The sequence below is a fragment of the Cognatundibacterium griseum genome (assembly GCF_014284195.1).
GTDB lineage: Bacteria > Pseudomonadota > Gammaproteobacteria > Burkholderiales > Burkholderiaceae_D > Undibacterium > Undibacterium griseum.
This window is the reverse complement of the sequence record NZ_JACOGC010000016.1, coordinates 1-345: the sequence shown is the minus strand read 5'-3', so window position 1 is coordinate 345 and position 345 is coordinate 1. Positions and strand designations below refer to the sequence as shown.

At 57.7% G+C, this 345-nt stretch carries 1 protein-coding gene; it reads left to right on the top strand.

The window, feature by feature from the left end:
• On the top strand, positions 1-345 hold a 345-nt coding region (locus H8K27_RS16385), incomplete at both ends, for an ExbD/TolR family protein (protein WP_222610708.1).

The following is a 345-nucleotide window of genomic DNA, read 5'->3' as shown; positions in this document are numbered from 1 at the left end:
AACCGGAAGTGATGATCGAAATGAACATGACACCGTTAATCGACGTCATGCTGGTACTGATCATCATGCTGATCATCACCATTCCGATCCAGAACCACGCGGTGAATTTGAACATGCCGACCAACACGCCGAGTAAGCCCACAGAGCCGCCGGTGGTGATCAACATCGACGTCGACTTTGACGGGACGGTGTTGTGGAATGGTGCGGCGGTAGCGAGTCGTAACGAACTGGAAGCGAAGCTGACGGAAGTGGCGACGCAGCCGAACCAGCCGGAGGTGCATTTAAGGCCGAATGCGGTGGTGCCGTACAAGTCGGTGGCGGCGGTGATGGCCTCGGCGCAGCGGC